The sequence below is a fragment of the Fictibacillus phosphorivorans genome (genome assembly GCF_023715845.1).
GTDB lineage: Bacteria > Bacillota > Bacilli > Bacillales > Fictibacillaceae > Fictibacillus > Fictibacillus phosphorivorans_D.
This window is the reverse complement of the sequence record NZ_JAMBOR010000002.1, coordinates 169,671-188,696: the sequence shown is the minus strand read 5'-3', so window position 1 is coordinate 188,696 and position 19,026 is coordinate 169,671. Positions and strand designations below refer to the sequence as shown.

General features: G+C 40.6%; 16 protein-coding genes. 15 read left to right on the top strand and 1 reads right to left on the bottom strand.

The window, feature by feature from the left end; translation table 11 throughout:
* The first annotated feature begins 9 nt into the window (after window positions 1-9).
* Entirely contained in the window at window positions 10-669 is a 660-nt protein-coding gene (locus M3206_RS02555) for a class I SAM-dependent methyltransferase (protein WP_251311040.1), read from the top strand.
* A gap of 242 nt (window positions 670-911) precedes the next feature.
* On the opposite strand, the gene M3206_RS02550 is transcribed toward M3206_RS02555, so the two are convergent.
* Window positions 912-2,621 carry an Rqc2 family fibronectin-binding protein gene (locus tag M3206_RS02550; protein ID WP_251310931.1) on the bottom strand — a complete coding sequence of 570 codons (1,710 nt, stop codon included), beginning with the start codon at window positions 2,619-2,621 and terminating at the stop codon, window positions 912-914.
* A gap of 97 nt (window positions 2,622-2,718) precedes the next feature.
* On the opposite strand from M3206_RS02550, the gene M3206_RS02545 reads away from it, so the two are divergent.
* The 14 genes from M3206_RS02545 to rpe all read left to right on the top strand — a co-directional run bounded on the left by M3206_RS02545 (window position 2,719) and on the right by rpe (window position 19,016).
* Window positions 2,719-5,391: a calcium-translocating P-type ATPase, SERCA-type gene (locus tag M3206_RS02545; protein ID WP_251310930.1), complete on the top strand. Its 2,673-nt coding sequence runs from the start codon at window positions 2,719-2,721 to the stop codon at window positions 5,389-5,391.
* Window positions 5,392-5,967: 576 nt separating this feature from the next.
* Window positions 5,968-6,225 (top strand): extracellular matrix/biofilm regulator RemA, encoded by a 258-nt coding sequence (gene remA, locus M3206_RS02540; protein WP_066240628.1) that lies wholly within the window; start codon window positions 5,968-5,970, stop codon window positions 6,223-6,225.
* Window positions 6,226-6,240: 15 nt separating this feature from the next.
* Window positions 6,241-6,858, top strand: a complete 618-nt coding sequence (gene gmk, locus M3206_RS02535) for a guanylate kinase (protein ID WP_251310929.1) — start codon at window positions 6,241-6,243, stop codon at window positions 6,856-6,858.
* On the top strand, window positions 6,858-7,064 hold the full coding sequence (rpoZ, locus tag M3206_RS02530) for a DNA-directed RNA polymerase subunit omega (RefSeq protein WP_251310928.1): 207 nt from the start codon (window positions 6,858-6,860) through the stop codon (window positions 7,062-7,064). The genes gmk and rpoZ overlap by 1 nt, the downstream gene beginning before the upstream one ends.
* Before the next feature lie 169 nt (window positions 7,065-7,233).
* The gene (coaBC, locus tag M3206_RS02525) at window positions 7,234-8,445 is read left to right on the top strand and encodes a bifunctional phosphopantothenoylcysteine decarboxylase/phosphopantothenate--cysteine ligase CoaBC (protein WP_251311039.1); all 1,212 of its coding nucleotides are present in this window, start codon (window positions 7,234-7,236) and stop codon (window positions 8,443-8,445) included.
* Entirely contained in the window at window positions 8,442-10,850 is a 2,409-nt protein-coding gene (priA, locus tag M3206_RS02520) for a primosomal protein N' (RefSeq protein WP_251310927.1), read from the top strand. The genes coaBC and priA overlap by 4 nt, the downstream gene beginning before the upstream one ends.
* A gap of 16 nt (window positions 10,851-10,866) precedes the next feature.
* Window positions 10,867-11,340 (top strand): peptide deformylase, encoded by a 474-nt coding sequence (gene def, locus M3206_RS02515; RefSeq protein WP_251310926.1) that lies wholly within the window; start codon window positions 10,867-10,869, stop codon window positions 11,338-11,340.
* A 6-nt stretch (window positions 11,341-11,346) separates the two neighbouring features.
* Window positions 11,347-12,276, top strand: coding sequence for a methionyl-tRNA formyltransferase (gene fmt, locus M3206_RS02510; protein WP_251310925.1), 930 nt, complete (start codon window positions 11,347-11,349; stop codon window positions 12,274-12,276).
* A gap of 2 nt (window positions 12,277-12,278) precedes the next feature.
* Window positions 12,279-13,652, top strand: a complete 1,374-nt coding sequence (gene rsmB, locus M3206_RS02505) for a 16S rRNA (cytosine(967)-C(5))-methyltransferase RsmB (RefSeq protein ID WP_251310924.1) — start codon at window positions 12,279-12,281, stop codon at window positions 13,650-13,652.
* Window positions 13,645-14,730, top strand: coding sequence for a 23S rRNA (adenine(2503)-C(2))-methyltransferase RlmN (rlmN, locus tag M3206_RS02500; RefSeq protein WP_251310923.1), 1,086 nt, complete (start codon window positions 13,645-13,647; stop codon window positions 14,728-14,730). Before rsmB ends, rlmN begins: the two co-directional genes overlap by 8 nt.
* A 7-nt stretch (window positions 14,731-14,737) precedes the next feature.
* A complete protein-coding gene (locus M3206_RS02495) occupies window positions 14,738-15,496 on the top strand; it encodes a Stp1/IreP family PP2C-type Ser/Thr phosphatase (protein ID WP_251310922.1) in 759 nt (252 codons plus the stop codon).
* On the top strand, window positions 15,493-17,475 hold the full coding sequence (gene pknB, locus M3206_RS02490) for a Stk1 family PASTA domain-containing Ser/Thr kinase (protein ID WP_251310921.1): 1,983 nt from the start codon (window positions 15,493-15,495) through the stop codon (window positions 17,473-17,475). The genes M3206_RS02495 and pknB overlap by 4 nt, the downstream gene beginning before the upstream one ends.
* A gap of 2 nt (window positions 17,476-17,477) precedes the next feature.
* Entirely contained in the window at window positions 17,478-18,368 is an 891-nt protein-coding gene (gene rsgA, locus M3206_RS02485; RefSeq protein ID WP_251310920.1) for a ribosome small subunit-dependent GTPase A, read from the top strand.
* Window positions 18,369-19,016, top strand: a complete 648-nt coding sequence (gene rpe, locus M3206_RS02480) for a ribulose-phosphate 3-epimerase (protein WP_251310919.1) — start codon at window positions 18,369-18,371, stop codon at window positions 19,014-19,016.
* Window positions 19,017-19,026: the final 10 nt, after the last annotated feature.

Sequence of the window (19,026 nt, the reverse complement as noted above, 5' to 3'; positions counted from 1 at the left end):
TTGAGAAAAATGAACGGTGAAGAATTTGATGATTTAGTATCTTTTTTCGACGGTATGGCACGAACCACTTGGCTTAAGAGTGTACACGATACCTTAAAAGAAATAACAGGATCCTGGGAAGGTAAGGACATTTTAGATGTCGGATGCGGAACAGGCAGGTTGTTGCTGCGGGGAGCAGAAGAAGCTAACAAAGTGGTCGGCGTTGACCTTTCTTCAGAAATGGTGAAAGCGAGCATTCAACAATTTTTCTATCATGAGCTCAGCGGCAAAAGTGAATTTTTAATTGCCGATGCTGAAAACCTTCCGTTTGATGAAGATTCCTTTCATCTAGCATTATCAACATGTGTGATGTTCTTATTGCCAGATCCTTCAAAGGGTATAAAAGAAATCAGACGTGTGCTGAGAAAAGACGGCCAGATGGCTATGTTTAACCCTAGTGAAAAGATGAGTCAAGCAGCAGCGGCTCAGTACGCAAAAGAAAATGATATTAGTGGTTTTGAGCGAATAGCTCTTCTAAAATGGTCGAACGTCAGTACAAGAAGACACCGTTATACACCAGATGAAATGACTAAATTGCTTAAAGAACTAGGTTTCACAGAAGTAACACACAAAGAAGTACTTGGCGGACTTGCCATAATAAGCAAGGCAAAAAAACAGCAGGACAGCTAATCGATAGCAGTCCTGCTGTTTTTTGTTTTGGTATTGATTGTTTTAGGTTGTAGTTAATCCTTGGAGTTTTACTCAAAGGTTGTAGTTGCGAGACTCCTGCGGGACTGGCGGTCAGGTGAGACACTTAAAAGTGAAACGCCCGAATGTGGCTCACCGCCTGCCCCGCGGAAAGCGAGCAACTGGAACGGAAATCAATAACCTTCAAAAACAACAAGAAATTACTTAAAAAAGCATTTGTATCCTTACTTCTTCAACTTAAAAACAAGATCTTCGTCAGGAGTTACATACAACGTCTGCTGATTGTCATATATAACAAAACCAGGCTTAGCCCCACTTGGTTTCTTCACATGTTTCACAAGTGTATAATCAACCGGCACCGAACTGGAGTTTTTAGCTTTGCTATAAAATCCGGCTAAAACTGCAGCTTCTTTTAGATCTGTTTCACTCGGGTCCGCCGAACGAATGAGCACATGTGATCCAGGGATATCTTTTGTATGAAGCCATGTTTCGTTCGCGCGTGATAATTTGAATGTTAAATAGTCGTTTTGTTTGTTGTTCTTTCCGACTAATATTTCAGTTCCATCACTAGAGATGAATTTCTCGGGTTGTGGAGCTTGGTTTTGTTTTTTCCTTTGCTTGCTCTGCCGGTGTTTTAAATAACCGCCTTCCGCAAGCTCTTCTCTTATTTCTTCCACATCCTTCATGGATGCAGAATCCATCTGAACGATAAGTCGTTCAAAATAGAGAAGCTCATTCTTAGATTTTTCGATCTGATCTTTTATGATAGAGACTGATTTTTTGAGTTTTCCATATTTTTTAAAATAGCTTTGAGCATTTTCGGCCGGTGTCTTTAAAGGATCAAGTTTAATTTGAACGACTGGCTGGTCTTCACTGAAGTAATCCTCAACTTCAATGACGGTATCACCTTTTTTAGCCAAATACATATAGGCAGTAAGGAGTTCACCTTTACGCTGATATTCCTCAGCGTTTACGGTTTGTTCAAGTTCCTTTTCTAATTTCCCGATCTTTTTCACAATCTTTTCATACTCATTCGAAAGGTATTTCTCAAGGTCGTTCGCCTGTTGTTTAATACGATCCCTGTCAGCTTTTCCGTAAAAGAAACGGTCTAATAACTTACTTACGGTTTCAAAAGAACGAATTTCTCCTTCAACATGTGTTAAAGAAATAACATAAAAGTATTCTTTCTTCGGATTCGTTATCATCTGAGGTTCATAGCGCTTTTCAGTAAGTTGATTCATCACCGATAAGAAGGACTCAGCTACCTGATCCTGAATGGATAAACCGGCTCTTTCTACGATTTCTTTGGCGATTAAGGGTGAAAACCCGCTGAATCTCGTAACTAGCTGTTTATCCAGTTTTCCTTCATTCCAAGAGATCTTAGAAATAAATTCTTCTTTCTTTGAAATCGTGAACGGATCAACTTTTTCTTGTGAAGGAGGAAGGATATACGTAAAACCAGGCAGTATGGTTCGATGTCTGTTTTGAAAACTAGGAATATGTTTGATGCTGTCTATTATTTTTTTAGACTTTTCATCCGTCAATATAATGTTCGAATGTCTTCCCATGATTTCTACATAAAGGACTTTTGTGGTCTCATCCCCAATTTCATCTCTGTTTTTAACAGTAATCTTTATGATTCGTTCTACACCCAGCTGTTCGATTTTTTCAATAAAAGCGCCTTCTAGATGTTTTCTGAGCAGCATGCAAAACATCGGAGGAGTTTCAGGGTTTTCATATTGGTGTTCAGTTAGATGTATCCGTGCAAATGATGGATTAGCGGATATCAATAGCTTATGATTCTTGCCATTTGAACGAATGGTAAATACAAGATCTGTTTTATGCGGCTGATAAACTTTTGAAATACGACCGGATGTTAAAGTATCCTGAAGTTCAACAGTTACAACGCGTGTCATTATTCCATCAAAACTCATGATAGGTTCACCTCTTATTTCTGATTCATAGTATAGCATTTTTGCGGACATGCCTGCATATAAATGGCTTTAACTAATCTTATTAGAGGTGGAAGCTATGAATTGGTACCAGCTGCCGCAAGACGAAATTGAATCAATTCTCAACAGCAGGTTAGAGAAAGGCCTAACCAAGAATGAACAGGAAAAGAGATTGAAGCTTGATGGACCCAATCAGCTCGAGGAAGGTAAGAAACAATCAGCAATCCTCATGTTCCTAGCACAGTTTAAGGATTTTATGGTGCTCGTTTTATTGGCAGCAACCTTGCTGTCTGGTTTTTTAGGCGAGTATCTAGATGCGATTGCTATTATTCTAATCGTGGTGATGAATGGGATACTAGGGTTTATTCAGGAAAGAAAAGCAGAGAAATCCCTTGCTTCTCTAAAAGAGTTATCAGCTCCTACTGCGCAAGTTTTAAGAGAAGGTAAGTGGGTTTCAATCCCTGCAAAAGAGGTCGTTACGGGTGATGTGATTCGAATTAAGAGTGGTGATAGAGTGGGAGCAGACATACGCTTGCTTAAAGCTTCTGGCCTTCAAATAGAAGAGTCTGCTTTAACGGGTGAATCCGTTCCTTCTCAAAAGCATAACAATATCATTACTGCAGAGGAGCTTCCACTGGGTGACCAAGAGAACATGGCATTTATGGGAACAATGGTAACTCGAGGAACAGGACAAGGAATCGTAGTAGCGACTGGTATGAAGACGGAAATGGGTAAGATCGCACACTTGATCCAGTCTGCTGAGAACCTGGCAACTCCTCTTCAAATGAAACTTGAACAGCTCGGTAAAATCTTGATTGCTCTAGCATTATTGTTAACCGTTCTTGTCGTGGTTGCAGGAGTTATGCAGGGACACGATCTGTACAGCATGATTCTAGCAGGAGTTTCACTAGCGGTTGCGGCAATTCCTGAAGGACTGCCTGCGATCGTTACAATAGCACTCGCACTCGGTGTTCAAAAGATGATCCGGAAACGAGCGATCGTCCGCAAGCTTCCTTCTGTTGAAACACTTGGCTGTGCCACGGTGATTTGTTCAGACAAAACAGGAACACTTACACAGAATAAAATGACAGTCACGCGAATTTGGTCTCAAGGCAGAACGTGGTCTGTCATGGATGATGAATTTGAAGTGGTGGGCTCAGGACTTAACGAAGACGGTAAAAGAGGAGATAAGCTTACAGAAGTGCTAGCTTATGCTGCACTTTGTAATAACGCTACTCTTGAAGAAGGCAAGAATGGTTCGTTGATTGAAGTGGGAGATCCTACTGAAACAGCTTTGTTAGTCAGCGCCTATAAAGCTGGGATTACGAAAGAGTCGTTAAGTGAACAATTTACAATTCAGCATGAGTTTCCTTTTGATTCATCACGAAAAATGATGAGTGTCATTGTTCAGGATACAGAAGGGAATAAGATGCTCGTTGTAAAAGGTGCTCCAGATGTTTTAATGGAAAAAAGTGATTACATTGTTTGGGATGATAAGAGACAGTTAATGAAACAAGCTCATAAGGAACGCATTAAAGAAGCGATCTACGCATTAGGCAGTCAAGCGTTGAGAACGATAGCTGTTGCTATCCGGCCATTAAAAGAAGGAGAGTATTATGCACAAGCCTCCTTTGCTGAAAGAAGCCTGACTTTTATCGGACTTCAGGGAATGATGGATCCCCCTCGTCCAGAAGTTGAAGAAAGTATAAGAGATTGTCAGACTGCCGGTATAAAAACGATCATGATCACAGGCGACCATGTCGTAACAGCAGCCAGTATCGCTAAACAGCTGAACATGCTTCCTGAAGGCGGACGAGTAATGGAAGGAGCAGAGTTAGCACAGCTGAATGATGAAGAACTAGACAAAGTTTCAGAGAATGTTTATGTGTATGCGAGGGTATCTCCTGAACATAAATTAAAAATCGTAAAGTCTCTGCAGAGAAAAGGGCATGTTGTTGCGATGACAGGAGACGGGGTGAATGACGCTCCTGCTATTAAGTCGGCAAATATCGGAATCGCGATGGGGATGACCGGAACCGATGTTGCAAAAGAAGCTTCGTCTCTTGTACTCGGAGATGATAACTTCGCAACCATTCGTGCAGCGATTGAAGAAGGAAGGAATATCTATGAAAATATCCGGAAGTTTATTCGATATCTATTAGCTTCCAACGTGGGCGAGATTCTTGTTATGCTTTTCGCGATGATCATGGGACTGCCTCTCCCGCTCGTGCCGATTCAAATTTTGTGGGTGAACCTCGTCACAGACGGATTGCCTGCAATGGCTCTAGGGGTGGATCAGGCTGAAGAAGACGTAATGAGGCGAAAACCGCGTCAGGCAAAAGAAGGGGTATTCTCCAGAGGTCTTGGATGGAAAATTGTTTCCCGCGGATTTTTAATCGGAGCGGCTACGATTCTCGCTTTCTGGGTAACGCTAAAAGAAAATCCAGATCAGTTGATCGTGGCACAGTCCGTAGCATTTGCTACACTCGTTATGGCGCAATTGATTCATGTGTTCGACTGCAGAAGCGAACGTTCCGTCTTCCATAGAAATCCGTTCCAAAACGGATATCTAGTATTAGCGGTCATCTCATCGATCCTTTTACTGCTGGTTGTTATGTATATACAGCCTTTACAAGAGATTTTCCACACTGTTCCGCTGTCAGTAAGACAATGGCTGCTTGTGCTAGGAATGGCTTCTATCCCAACATTCGCATTAGCTGGTTTTCAGCTGTTTAAAAGAGAAGCAAGATAAAAAGAAAGCTGGCTCACTAATTTAGGAGCCAGCTTCGTTTGTTTTTCTAACTACAAATTAATCTGCTGTGGGAATTTGTTTAATCTAGGTATGATTCTGGAGGTCTATGCACGTTTCAAGAGATCTATGCACGATTCAGTAAGGACTATGCACTGTTCCCGAAAATCTATGCATGATCACCGAGTTCTATGCATAATCAGGAGGTCTATGCACGATTCTGGGAGGTCTATGCACAAATCCGGCAGATCTATGCACATTCCATGTAAAATGATTACATAAAGTTAACATAAATGCGCGCTCCGGGAGATATCATGCTACTCCGTAAGAAATAGACCGACTTTAAAGCAACTCATCCGCAAATCTGCATATTAAACACGTTGTGAAAATATAAAACTCTACTCCTTACAAAGTGTTTTTTCACGTTATTTCCTCAAAATTAGGGAAAATAGTTTAGATTCTCGGATTTGTGTGCTAAAATATAAGAACATGTGTACAGTTTTTCACAATATCATGCAATTAGCGTATGACCCGTTATTCCATTTGGCTAGAATAGTAGCAGGTTAGGGGCGGTTAAAGATGAAATTAATTAATATTGGTTACGGAAATATTGTTGCTGCTCACAGAATTATTGCGGTAGTCAGTCCAGAATCTGCACCGATTAAACGATTAATTACGGTTGCAAGAGAAAAGAACATGCTGATTGATGCTACATATGGCCGTAGAACGAGAGCGGTCGTTGTGACTGACAGTGATCATGTCATTCTGTCGGCTGTACAGCCAGAAACTGTAGCTCACAGACTCATGTCAGTTGATGAGGGCTCAGAAGAAAGTTAGGTTGTGGAGGTTTATATGGAAAAAGAAAGAGGCATTCTGTTTGTGCTTTCCGGCCCTTCTGGTGTAGGAAAGGGTACTGTTTGCAAGGCGCTTCGTGAACAAAAGCTGGACATTCAATATTCAGTCTCAGCGACGACAAGAAAGCCGCGTGAAGGCGAACGACATGGGGTAGAATACTTCTTTAAAACAAAAGAAGAGTTTTTACGCATGATTGAAAATAAAGAATTACTAGAGTGGGCAGAATATGTCGGGAACTATTATGGTACGCCGATCGAATATGTGAACCGCACTCTTGACGAAGGCAAAGATGTAATTTTAGAGATTGAAGTTCAAGGTGCACTTCAAGTGAAAAATATCTTTCCGGAAGGTGTATTTATCTTCTTAACGCCACCTAGCCTGGATGAACTAAGAAACCGTATTGTTGGGCGAGGCACTGAGACTGAAGATTTGATAAACAATCGGATGACAGTAGCCAAAGAAGAGATCGAGCTTATGAAGCACTATGATTATTCTGTGGTTAATGATGAGATCGAATCAGCTTGTAATCGTATTAAAGCAATCATTACAACTGAACATTGCCGTGTGGACCGAGTTCGTCCAAAATACCAAAAAATTTTAGGAGATGACCAATAATGCTATATCCTTCCATCGATTCTCTTATGGAAAAAATCGACTCAAAATATTCTCTTGTTACTCTAAGTTCAAAACGTGCGAGAGAAATTCAAAAGTATGGCAACCAACAGATCGCTAAACCTGTTTCACATAAGTTTGTTGGGAAAGCACTTGAAGAAATTCAATCTGGAATCTTAACAAAAGTTGGAGAAACACCTGCTGATTAACATATAAATCTTGAAAAAATATACAACCTTATTTAGAGGTTGTTATTTTTTTGTTCTGCTTTCTGAACGTAAAATACGATTTTTATATAAATTCATAAAGTTTTTTAATACATATAAATGCTGTAAAATAGATGTGAATTGTTAAGCAAATGAGCGGCGGAAGGGGTTTATTATGGAAAAGAAAAAAATATTGCTTGCTGTTTCAGGCGGAATTGCGGCCTATAAAGCAGCTCCTGTGGCAAGTAAGTTATACCAAAGCGGATACGAAGTGAAAGTGATTCTTACAGAGTCTGCCCAAAAATTCATTACACCGTTAACCTTTCAAACGCTGACAAGACAAGCCGTATATACAGATACATTTGAAGAAAAAGACCCTGCGGTTGTTAGTCATATCGATATCGCGGATTGGGCAGACCTTGTACTGATAGCTCCTGCTACCGCAAACGTTATTGGGAAGCTAGCAAACGGCATGGCTGACGATATGCTTTCTACTACTTTACTAGCAACAAAAGCAGACGTGCTGATCGCACCTGCTATGAACGTAAATATGTTTAATCATCCAGCTGTAATAAAGAACATGGAAACACTTGCTTCGTTTGGGTGGAGATTTATTGAACCGAACGAAGGACTCCTTGCCTGTGGATGGATTGGTAAAGGAAGACTTGCTGAACCAGAAGAACTGATAGAAGCGGTTCATATGTACTTTAATGAGAAAAGAGATGATCAACCCTTTCCTCTTAAGGGAAAAAAAGTAATGGTCACAGCTGGTCCGACGAGAGAAGAACTCGATCCTGTAAGGTATTTTACAAACCATTCATCAGGCAAGATGGGGTATGCGATTGCGGCTGCAGCAAAAAACCTTGGGGCAGATGTTACGTTGATAACAGGACCTACATCTCTTGAGGTTCCATCTGGCGTGAAAGTTGAAAAGGTCATTTCTGCTAAAGACATGTTTGAAAAAGCAATCAGCCTATACGGTAAACAGGATGTCGTTATTAAATGCGCAGCGGTTGCAGACTATACACCCGTAACCGTTCATGAGAATAAGTTTAAGAAAAAGAATGATACATGGACGATCGAACTTAAGAAAACCGATGATATTTTAAAAGAGCTTGGCAAGAGAAAAGAACATCAGATTCTCGTTGGATTCGCTGCTGAAACTGAAAACCTTGAAGACTATGCGAAGGACAAATTGGAAAGAAAGAATTTAGACATGGTCGTTGGAAACGATGTATCTAAAGAAGGATCTGGTTTTGGTAGTGACACAAACGAGATAGTCATGATTAAAAAAGATGGATCCGTACGCCCGTTGCCTATCCTTTCAAAAGACCAGGCGGCAAATGAAATTTTACAAGAAGTGATGGAAATGATGAAACCATGATCGCTGCAGTCGTTGTTGATGTCCCTTCTGGAAGTGTCAATAAGACGTTTGATTATAAAGTCCCTCCTGAGCTGGAAAATTGGGCAGAACCAGGTATGCGTGTGATTGTTCCTTTTGGACCAAGAAAACTGCAAGGATTTATTTTAGCCTTAAAGGAATCGTCCTCTGTAAAGGGTATAAAGAACATTATCGAAATACTCGACCCTTTGCCTGTTCTTACACCCGAACTTATTGATCTTGGCCAATGGCTGGCAGAAAATACACTAAGCTTTTACATTACTGCTTATCAGGCGATGTTACCTGCAGCTATGAAGGCTACTTATGAGAAGATTTTTACGGTCCTTAAGCCTGAAAAGTTATCGGAAGAATTATCCGTACTTTTCTCAGCAAATGGAGAGCTAAGTTTAAATGAAGTCTTAAAATCCTACTCCCATCTACTGAAAGATCTACAAGAGCTGACAAAAACAGGAGTATTGGATGTTGTCTATAAAGTAAAAGACAAGGCGAATAAAAGGATCGTAAAATTTGTTTCTCTACTAGACAAAACGAAAGCTGAAGAGCTCTTAGAAGGAAAAGGGAATAGGGCTGAAAAGCAAAGAGCTATCATTTCCGAGCTCATAAAGAGACCACCTGGTGAATACTCCTTGCAGGAAATCCTTCATGAAACAGGTGCTTCTCTTTCTTCAGCTCAATCGCTTTTTAAAAAAGACGTCATTCTTATAGAAGAAAAAGAGGTATACAGAGATCCGTTCCAGGGCAGAAACATCCAATCGACAGAGCCGCTTCCATTAACGGAAAATCAGAAGAACGCAATCACTCCGATCTTAGATTCTATTGAAAACGATGAGCATCAAACGATACTTGTTCATGGGGTTACCGGTAGCGGAAAGACGGAGATCTATCTTCAATCCATACAAGCTGTCATTGATAAAGGGAAGGAAGCGATCGTTTTAGTTCCTGAGATCTCACTCACGCCTCAAATGGTCAACAGATTTAAAGGCCGCTTCGGAAGTTCCGTTGCAGTGTTGCATAGTGCCTTGTCCATAGGAGAGAAATATGATGAATGGAGAAAGATTCTTCGAAAAGAAGTATCAGTCGTCGTAGGTGCTCGTTCAGCTGTTTTCGCTCCATTTGAAAATTTAGGGATTGTTATTATCGACGAGGAACATGAATCAAGCTATAAGCAGGAAGATCACCCGCGCTATCACGCTAGAGACGTAGCAATCTGGAGAGGGGAATATCATTCTTGTCCGATAATCCTAGGTAGTGCAACACCCGCTTTAGAGACTTATGCAAGGGCGCAAAAAGGGCGCTATAAGCTTGCTCAGCTTAGTACTCGTGTTCATTCAAATTCGATGCCAGAAGTGAAAATTGTAGACATGAGGAATGAGTTGAAGAACGGAAACCGCTCGATGTTTTCTAATGAATTAATGGAGAAACTAAAAGAAGGAATTGAAAAAGGTGAGCAATCTGTTCTTTTTCTTAACAGACGCGGCTATGCTTCATTCATCTTGTGCAGAGATTGCGGATATGTAGCACAATGTCCACATTGCGATATCTCCCTGACTTATCATAAAAGATATGGTGAATTAAAATGTCACTATTGCGGATACAAAGAAATTACACCGAGAGCCTGCCCTTCTTGTTCCTCTGAACATATTCGTTTTTTTGGAACAGGAACACAAAAAGTAGAAGAAGAGCTTGCAAAAGTCCTGCCTGAAGCTAGAGTAATACGGATGGACGTAGATACCACTTCCAAAAAAGGTAGTCACGAAAAATTACTAACGTCTTTTGGAAATGGTGAAGCAGATATTTTGCTTGGTACTCAGATGATCGCAAAAGGGCTTGATTTTCCAAAGGTAACTTTAGTTGGTGTGTTGGCTGCTGACACGATGCTGCATCTGCCAGATTTCAGAGCGTCAGAAAAAACATTTCAGCTTCTTACACAAGTGAGCGGACGAGCAGGGAGACATGAACTTGAGGGAAAAGTCATTGTTCAAGGATATGATGTAGAACATTACAGCATTCAGTTAGCTTCACAACATGACTATATCAGTTTTTATAATTACGAAATGAAAACAAGGAAACTGCATCAATACCCTCCGTTTTATTATTTGGGTCTACTGACCTTCAGTCATTTGGAGTTAATGCAGGTTGTAGAAGCAAGCGAAAAGGCAGCCAGCTTTTTATCCAAAAGACTGTCACCTGAAAGCCTCATGCTTGGCCCTGTTACGTCACCTATCGCACGTGTGAAGGATAGATATCGCTATCAGGTAATGATAAAATACAAAAATGAGCCAGAGCTGAGAAGCTGGTTTGAAGAAATCATTGCTCATTTTCAAAAAGATAAAAGCATAAAAGATCTGCAGATTACGGGAGAATTAAACGCCCAGACACTTATGTAGCAGTTAGGAGAATACGATGACCATACTAAAGATTGTAGAACACCCAGATCCTGTTCTCGAAACAAAATGTGAACCGGTAACGGTATTTGATAAGAAGTTAAAAGAACTTATAAACAATATGTTTGATACGATGTACGATGCAGAAGGAGTTGGACTTGCAGCACCTCAAATCGGTATTGCTGAACAGATTGCAGTTGTAGATATCGGAGATGAAACGGGCCAGATCGTGTTAATTAATCCTGTTGTAACAGCATCTTCTGGGAGCCAGACGGGACCAGAAGGCTGCTTGAGTTTCCCCGGTCTTTTCGGTGAGGTTGAACGTCCTTTTAAAGTAACCGTAAAAGCACAAGATGAGAATGGAAAAGAATATACGATTGAAGCGGACGATTTTCTTGCAAGGGCACTTCTTCATGAGATCGATCATCTGCATGGCATTTTGTTTACATCAAAAGTAATCGCTTATTACGAAAACGAGGAAATGGAGAGATAGGATAGCATGAAGATATTATTTATGGGAACACCTGACTTTTCCGTACCCGTGCTTCGTCAGCTTGTTGAAGATGGCTATGACGTGATTGGCGTTGTTACGCAGCCGGACAAGCCGGTAGGAAGAAAAAAAGAAATCAAACAGACACCAGTAAAAGAAGAAGCAATTAAACATGGCATTCCTGTGTATCAACCTGTAAAACTGCGTGAAAGCTATGAAGAGATCTTGGCACTTAAGCCTGATCTTATCGTTACAGCTGCTTACGGTCAGATTCTGCCTCTGGCTATTTTAGAATCACCTCAGTATGGCTGTATCAACGTTCATGCTTCATTACTTCCAAAATACAGAGGTGGAGCACCGATCCATAAGAGCATTATCGATGGAAATGATAAAACCGGTATTACGATCATGTATATGGTTGAAAAATTGGATGCAGGTGATATACTTACGCAAGTTGAAGTGCCGATCGAAGAAAAAGATCATGTGGGATCCATGCATGACAAATTAAGTGCCGCAGGTGCTAAATTGTTATCAGAGACCATTCCTTTGCTTGTTGAAGGGGAAATCACACCAGTTCCTCAAAAGGAAGAAGAAGTAACTTTTGCTTGGAACATTACAAGAGATGAAGAAAAGATCGATTGGACACGCTCAGGTAAAGAAATTTATAACCAGATCCGCGGGTTGCATCCATGGCCAGTTGCTTACACCTTGTTAAATGGAAAGCCTCTTAAAGTTTGGTGGGCAGAAAAGCAAGAAACAAGCGCTGATGCAGAACCAGGTACGGTGATCGATGTACTTGAGAACGGACTTCAAGTGGCCACAGGAGATCAAACGAGTATTATAATTACCGACTTGCAGCTCTCTGGGAAAAAGAGAATGCTTGCAAGTGATTATCTTAAAGGAGCAAGCGTACCACAAGGCTTGAAATTAGGTGAATAAAGTTGGAAAACAACATACGGGCAATCGCCCTGGACGTTTTAATTAAAATCGAACAAAATCAAGCGTACTCCAATTTACAATTGAATCAGGCGCTTCAAGACACACATGTAAAAGACATTGATAAAGGTCTTTTAACGAGCATCGTTTATGGTACGATCCAGCGTAAGAATACGATTGATTTTTATTTGGATCAACTATTGAATAAACCAATCAAGAAAAAAGATCGTTGGGTTTTATCCCTGCTCAGGTTATCTATTTTTCAAATGCTGTATATGGACAGGGTCCCTGATCACGCAATCATTCATGAAGCAGTAGAAATCGCAAAACAAAGAGGACATCAAGGTCTAGCTGGTCTAGTAAACGGTATTCTTCGAAAATTACAGCGTGAAGGCACGGAAGAGATGGACAAAAAAGCCGGCACCGGTTCCAAGAAAGCTGCTTTAACTTATAGCATGCCCGAATGGCTTTTTGAACGTTGGACAGCTCAGTTTGGACATGAAGATGCTGAACGAATGGCCGAATCAAACCTCTTGCCATCCCCAGTTACAGCAAGAGTAAACACGATGCTGACCACAAGAGATGAAGTTCTTGAGCAGTTGAAACAAGAAGGAGTTTCTGCGGAAGAAGGAGAATTGTCACCTGAGGGTATCATAATAAAAGACGGATACCTTCCTGAAACAGAGGTTTATCGTAAAGGCTACGTGACGATTCAAGATGAAAGCTCTATGTTAGTAGCAAGAGCTGTCGCTCCTTTACCTGGAGAAACCATTCTAGATGCATGTGCTGCTCCAGGTGGTAAATCCACTCACATGGCTGAGATGATGAATGGAAGCGGAAAAGTTGTTTCACTGGATCTTCATGCTCATAAGATAAAGTTGATCAATAAACAAGCGGAGAGACTTGGGCTAGCCAACATCGAGGCATCCGTTTTGGATGCAAGAAAAGTTGGAGAACATTTTGATGATGCGTCCTTTGATAGAGTGCTTGTTGATGCTCCTTGCAGCGGATTTGGTGTGATCCGTAAAAAGCCGGATCTTAAATGGTCTAAATCTGAGGAAGACGTTTTGAAGCTTGCTTCCATCCAAAAAGATATTTTGGAGTCTGCTTCAAAAATGGTGAAAACAGAAGGGATACTCGTCTATAGTACGTGTACGGTAGATCAAGAAGAAAACACGTATTTGGCAGAATGGTTTTTGGAAAATCATCCGGAATTTGAATGGGATCCGGATTTTTCTGAAAAGATGCCAGCAAACGTGAAAACCTTTATAATAGAAGGGCGATCAGATTTGCAAATCATGCCTCATTATTTCAACAGTGACGGCTTTTATATTGCGGCTTTTAGAAAAACGAAAACAGGTGGTGAGAAACATGCTTAAACCTTTAACAGATAAACAGACTAAACCTAATATTAAATCCTCTATTTTCTCTTTGGAGCTTCATGAACTAGAAACGTGGTTAAAGGATATTAGAGAACCTAAATTTAGAGGTAAACAAATCTATGAATGGCTGTATAAAAAACGTGTGTCTTCTTTTGAGGAGATGACTAACCTTCCGCTAGGTTTACGTGAGAAGCTGGAAAAAGATTTTTATATCAAGCCATTAAAAGAAGTCGTTCGTCAGGAATCAGCAGACGGCACGATAAAATTCTTGTTTGAACTACAGGATGGCTATTCGATCGAAACCGTACTTATGAGACATGAGTATGGAAACAGCATCTGCGTAACCACTCAAGTGGGTTGCCGCCTTGGTTGTACGTTCTGTGCCTCTACATTGGGAGGATTGAAGCGTAATCTTCAGGCTGGTGAGATTGTTGCACAGGTTCTCCAGGTTCAAAGAGCTCTAGACGAAACTGATGAAAGAGTAAGTTCTGTAGTTGTCATGGGAATTGGAGAGCCGTTTGATAATTATGATGGGCTTATGTCGTTCCTCAAAATTATCAATCATGATCTAGGTCTTAATATCGGAGCGCGTCATATCACCATTTCAACGAGTGGTGTGGTTCCTTACATTTATAAATTTGCAGATGAAGGAATGCAGATTAATTTTGCCATTTCCCTTCATGCACCAAACACAGAAACAAGAAGTCGCTTAATGCCAGTCAACAGAATGTATCCTTTAAACGAACTGATGGATGCTATTCGTTATTACATCAAGAAGACCGGCAGACGTGTAACCTTTGAATATGGGTTATTCGGAAAAGTTAATGATTCCGTAGAGCATGCAAACGAGCTTGCGGATCTAATAAAGGATATCAAGTGCCATGTTAACTTGATACCTGTTAACTATGTACCAGAGAGAGATTATGTAAGAACACCAAAAGCACAAATATTTAAGTTCTTAGAGACGTTAACCTCAAGAGGCATTAATGCCACCATCAGAAGAGAACAAGGACATGACATTGACGCGGCATGTGGTCAGCTGCGTGCGAAGGAACGTAAAGAAGAGACGAGGTGACGGGGATATGCAAATTGCCTTTCAAACAGATGTTGGAATGGTAAGGAAGCATAATGAAGACAGCGGGGAAGTGTTCACAAAGGGTGAACACTTTCTTGCAGTTATTGCTGATGGCATGGGAGGCCATAAAGCAGGAGATATCGCAAGTCAGGAAGCCCTTAAAGTGATTAAAGAAGCTTGGGTACATTTTGAAGAAAATGTAGGGAACATAAAAGATTGGATTCAAAATGTGCTGAGTGATGCAAATAAACATATCTTTCAATTTTCACAGAATAACCCAGAGACTAGAGGAATGGGTACTACGATTGTAGCGGCTTTGGGAACGAAGCATGAGATTACGGTTGCTCATATCGGTGATAGCCGTTGTTATTTGTACTCTGACAATCAATTGAAGAGAGTAACAGACGACCATTCTCTCGTTCAGGAACTTGTAAAATCAGGGCAGATCACCGAAGATGAAGCTGAGATTCACCCAAGGCGAAACATGATCATGAAGGCTGTTGGAACGGATAAGACCGTTGAGGCAGAATTAAATGTAATCACCTGGAACACTGGTGATTATTTATTGCTTTGTTCAGATGGTTTATCAGACAAAGTATCATTTAATAAAATTAAAGAAGCTTTGGAAGACTCAATGGAAAGCGTTAGTGATAAAGTTGATAAATTAATAACCTGGGCAAAAGATGCGGGTGGAGAAGATAATATTACTGCTATCCTTATTCAAAACAGTTCTGACACAGAAACAAAAGGGGAAGCAAAAGCATGATTGGAAAAAGAGTCAGTGGCCGCTACAAACTTTTAGAAGTAATTGGTGACGGCGGAATGGCCATCGTTTATCGAGCAAAAGATCTAATACTCGATCGTGATGTTGCTGTAAAAGTTCTTCGTTCAGAGTTTAATAAGGATGAAGATTTTATTAGACGTTTTAAAAGGGAAGCAGAATCAGCTACAAGTCTGGATCATCCGAACATTGTAAGCATTTATGATGTCGGAGAAGATGAAGAGATTTATTTCATCGTTATGGAGTACGTGCAAGGGAAGACGCTTAAACAATACATAAAAGAACATGGGAAAATTTCTGTAGAAGAGTCCCTGCACATCATGAAGCAGATTGTTTCAGGTATGGCGGTTGCACATGAACACGGAATTATTCATCGTGATATTAAACCACACAATATCTTAATCACCGAGGATGGTACAGCGAAACTTACCGATTTCGGAATTGCGCTGGCAATTACTTCTGCAACCATTACACATACCAATTCAATATTAGGTTCTGTTCATTATTTTTCTCCGGAACAAGCTCGCGGAGGAATTGCTAATGCCAAATCGGATATCTATTCATTTGGTGCAGTTCTATATGAGATGGTTACGGGTAGAGTACCTTTTGTTGGGGAATCGCCGGTTTCTGTGGCATTGAAACACCTGCAGGAAAATGTGATTGAACCCCGCAGGTTAAACTCAGAAATTCCACAAAGTGTTGAGAACATCATCTTAAAGTCACTGGCAAAAAATCCTCTCAAACGATATGACAGTGCACAGGAACTATTAACGGATATGAACTCAGCACTTTCGCCAGATCGTATGTTTGAGCAAAAATGGACAGAAGACAGTGACGAGGATGAAAAAACAAAATTCATTCCACCAGTTGTTCCACCGCCTATTGAGGAAAAGCTTGTTAAGGAAGAAGAAGAAAAAGCTCCAAAAAAGAAGAAAAAGAAATGGTGGTTAATTCTTCTCATATCCCTTCTGTTGCTGGGAGGAGCAGCAGTAGCCGCTTTCACGATCTGGTCATCTGTGTTTTCCGTACAAGAAGTCAATGTACCAGATGTAGTTGGGGACACTTATGAGGACGCATTCGATAAGTTAAAAGCAAAAAATCTGAACGTAAAACGAGAAGAAGTCTTTGATCCCGAAATTGAAGACGGTCATGTAATACGTCAGAACCCTTCCTCTGGAACAGTTGTGAAAGAACACGCTGTTATCGTCCTTCATGTATCAAAAGGGCCAGAAAAGGAAAATATGCCAGATGTAGAGGGCTATAATATCGAATCAGCTCAAACACTTTTAAAGGACAAAGGTTTTACAGATATAAATATCAATTATGAAGAATCTGATACTGAACCAGAGGGTACAGTACTCACTCAGAGTCCTGATCGAGATGAAAAGGTAACACCTGCTGAGACTACCGTTACATTGACTGTCAGCTCAGGAACACCGACCGTTCAAATCTCTAATTTAATCGGATTAACAGAGCAAGATGTCAAAACCTATTCGGAAAATGAGGGACTGATTGCTGAATTTACATCCGAGTACTCAGATACGGTTGAAAAAGGAAAAGTGATCTCTCAAAATCCTGCTCCATTTACTCAAGTTGAAAAAGGAGCTACCATATCAGTGGTTCTATCTGATGGACCAGATCCCAACAAAGAAAAAGAAGAAGAAGCGCCACCACCTGAACCAGAGAAACCTGCCGGTGATCGAACTACAACTAAAAAGATAGAAGTAAGACTTGGTAAAAAAGAAAGAAATGAGCCGGCTCACGTAAGAATTGTTTATTCTGACAAAAATGCAAAAGATAAAGTATTTGTAGAAGAAGAAATATCGGAAACAAAGGAATACGCTCTTCCTTTAACTATTGCTGAAGGCGGCACCGCTTCATACGTTGTATATATCAATGACAAAGAAGAAAAGAAAGAAACCATAAAATATGATGATATTAAGGAAGGGGACGATGGTGATTAAGCATGCCTGAAGGAAGAATCGTTAAAGCGCTGGCTGGTTTTTATTACGTAAAGGAAACGGGCAAGGAGGAAGTTTTCCAATGCAGGGGTAGAGGGAACTTTCGAAAGAAAAAAGTAACTCCGCTTGTTGGGGACTGGGTAGAATATGAGTCGAGCAATGTAACGGATGGTTATATTCTTGATGTGAAAGAACGAAAAAATGAATTAGTCCGTCCTCCCATCGCAAACGTAGACCAGGCCATTCTCGTTTTTTCGGCAACTGAACCTGATTTTAGCACGCTTCTCTTAGACCGGTTTTTAGTCCATATAGAGGCAAATGATATTTTGCCTGTCATCTGTATTTCAAAGATGGATCTCGTTCAAGGAACTGACGACATTGATGAAATCCAAAAATACATTGAAATCTATAAAGGGTTAGGCTACGAGGTGTTTCCGACATCAACGAAAACAGACGAAAGTTTAGAAATGTTCTATCCGCTGTTTAAAGATAAAGTGACCGTATTTGCTGGACAGTCAGGTGTCGGAAAGTCCTCCTTATTAAATGCCATCAATCCAGAGCTCATGCTTGAAACAAATGAGATATCGAGTCACTTGGGACGGGGTAAACATACAACTCGCCATGTTGAGCTCATTTTATTCGGAAACGGACTTGTCGCGGATACTCCTGGTTTCAGTTCTTTGGATTTTATGAATATTGAAGCTGAAGATTTGTCTATGTATTTTCCTGAGATGAATGAAAGAAGGGGCAATTGTAAATTCCGAGGTTGTTCTCATACTTCTGAACCAAAATGTGCTGTCAAACAAGGTGTCGAAGAAGGTGCCATCCCACAATTTCGATATGATCACTACGCGAGCTTTTTACAGGAAATAAAAGATCAAAAACGGAGGTACTAAATGGTTAAAATAGCTCCTTCTATTCTGTCGGCTGACTTTTCAAAGTTAGGCGAGGAAATTAAAGCGGTTGAAATGGCTGGTGCCGATTACATCCATGTCGATGTAATGGACGGACATTTTGTACCAAATATTACGTTGGGTCCGCTTGTTGTTAAAGCCATACGTCCATTGACCGAACTGCCGCTCGATGTACATCTAATGATTGCGGACCCAGATTCTTATATCGATGCATTTGCTGAAGCGGGTGCAGACATTATAACCGTCCATGTTGAAGCTGCCACACATCTTCACAGGACTATACAATCGATTAAAGCTAAAGGTATAAAAGCAGGTGTAGTATTAAACCCCGCGACTCCTGTTGATACGATAAAACACATCATCCACGATATCGATATGGTATTACTAATGACCGTTAACCCTGGATTTGGTGGACAGTCGTTCATCCAGAATGTTGTTCCAAAAATCGAAGAAGTTTCTGAACTGGTTAACACTCATGGGCTGAATGTAGAAATTGAGGTAGATGGCGGAGTGAATGCTGAGACTGCACCATTATGTATTGAAGCAGGTGCGAACGTCTTAGTTGCAGGTTCTGCCATATATGGGAAAAAAGATTTAAAAGATGCAATTAAGGTCATCCGTGGTGTATAATTAAGCTGTA

What these genes read in the sequence shown, in the direction of transcription:
- remA (WP_066240628.1), top strand. Translation starts at nt 5,968, where the DNA reads ATGAAATTAATTAATATTGGTTACGGAAATATTGTTGCTGCTCACAGA.
- M3206_RS02550 (WP_251310931.1), bottom strand. Translation starts at nt 2,621, where the DNA reads ATGAGTTTTGATGGAATAATGACACGCGTTGTAACTGTTGAACTTCAG.
- fmt (WP_251310925.1), top strand. Translation starts at nt 11,347, where the DNA reads ATGAAGATATTATTTATGGGAACACCTGACTTTTCCGTACCCGTGCTT.
- M3206_RS02495 (WP_251310922.1), top strand. Translation starts at nt 14,738, where the DNA reads ATGCAAATTGCCTTTCAAACAGATGTTGGAATGGTAAGGAAGCATAAT.
- rsgA (WP_251310920.1), top strand. Translation starts at nt 17,478, where the DNA reads ATGCCTGAAGGAAGAATCGTTAAAGCGCTGGCTGGTTTTTATTACGTA.
- rpoZ (WP_251310928.1), top strand. Translation starts at nt 6,858, where the DNA reads ATGCTATATCCTTCCATCGATTCTCTTATGGAAAAAATCGACTCAAAA.
- rlmN (WP_251310923.1), top strand. Translation starts at nt 13,645, where the DNA reads ATGCTTAAACCTTTAACAGATAAACAGACTAAACCTAATATTAAATCC.
- rpe (WP_251310919.1), top strand. Translation starts at nt 18,369, where the DNA reads ATGGTTAAAATAGCTCCTTCTATTCTGTCGGCTGACTTTTCAAAGTTA.
- gmk (WP_251310929.1), top strand. Translation starts at nt 6,241, where the DNA reads ATGGAAAAAGAAAGAGGCATTCTGTTTGTGCTTTCCGGCCCTTCTGGT.
- M3206_RS02555 (WP_251311040.1), top strand. Translation starts at nt 10, where the DNA reads ATGAACGGTGAAGAATTTGATGATTTAGTATCTTTTTTCGACGGTATG.
- M3206_RS02545 (WP_251310930.1), top strand. Translation starts at nt 2,719, where the DNA reads ATGAATTGGTACCAGCTGCCGCAAGACGAAATTGAATCAATTCTCAAC.
- def (WP_251310926.1), top strand. Translation starts at nt 10,867, where the DNA reads ATGACCATACTAAAGATTGTAGAACACCCAGATCCTGTTCTCGAAACA.
- priA (WP_251310927.1), top strand. Translation starts at nt 8,442, where the DNA reads ATGATCGCTGCAGTCGTTGTTGATGTCCCTTCTGGAAGTGTCAATAAG.
- pknB (WP_251310921.1), top strand. Translation starts at nt 15,493, where the DNA reads ATGATTGGAAAAAGAGTCAGTGGCCGCTACAAACTTTTAGAAGTAATT.